The 568-nt window shown below is 44.2% G+C and carries 1 protein-coding gene; it reads left to right on the forward strand.

Annotation, left to right across the window (positions count from 1 at the left end; translation table 11 throughout):
- Positions 1 to 126: 126 nt before the first annotated feature.
- Positions 127 to 540, forward strand: a complete 414-nt coding sequence (locus ACFIJJ_RS10100; protein WP_375612337.1) for a hypothetical protein — start codon at positions 127 to 129, stop codon at positions 538 to 540.
- The last annotated feature ends 28 nt before the right edge of the window (positions 541 to 568 follow it).

Below are 568 nucleotides of genomic sequence, written 5' to 3' on the forward strand. Positions count from 1 at the left end.
TATACGGAATTTTGGGATGGTTCTGTTTTGCACCGCTTTTCTTTTAAACGGGGCGGCTGGCTTGTCCGCAATGGGCAAGAGATCGGTTCTCGCCGCCGCTCTATTCTCAACTTATAGGAATTGATCATGACAAGTTTACAAACCAGCATTGACGTGGAATTGCAGGTTCCGCTTCCTTATCAAGATAAAGGTGGCAAAGAATCTCTCTGCAAGAAACTGACCTTTTATCGCCCCACTTTTAAGCATGCCAAGCAATTAGCGGTGCTCATTGGACCACAATTGACAGAGCTGCTGCTTCCTGAGTTTGGAGAGCAAAAAACAACTTTGAGCAATGATGTGCTTATCACGAAGCTTTCTCAAGTTTTGTTCACAAGTGAGGCAACAGAAGGCATCACAGCACTTTTGGCTGATATGTCACATGAATCTATTGAATTGATTGATCGAGTTGATGTGATGGATATTGTCGCAATATTGAAGGCTTTTTTTGCTTTTTTTCCGCAACTCCAATCCTCTCTGCCGGACAATTTGGGGCAGAGCTAGCCCTTTATTATCACTGGGCGCCTTCAGA

This window comes from Bartonella sp. TT29SHDZB (assembly GCF_042193395.1).
In the GTDB taxonomy this organism is placed as follows: Bacteria; Pseudomonadota; Alphaproteobacteria; order Rhizobiales; family Rhizobiaceae; genus Bartonella.

Coding starts and splice junctions, on each gene's coding strand:
- ACFIJJ_RS10100 (WP_375612337.1), top strand. CDS start 127: ATGACAAGTTTACAAACCAGCATTGACGTGGAATTGCAGGTTCCGCTT.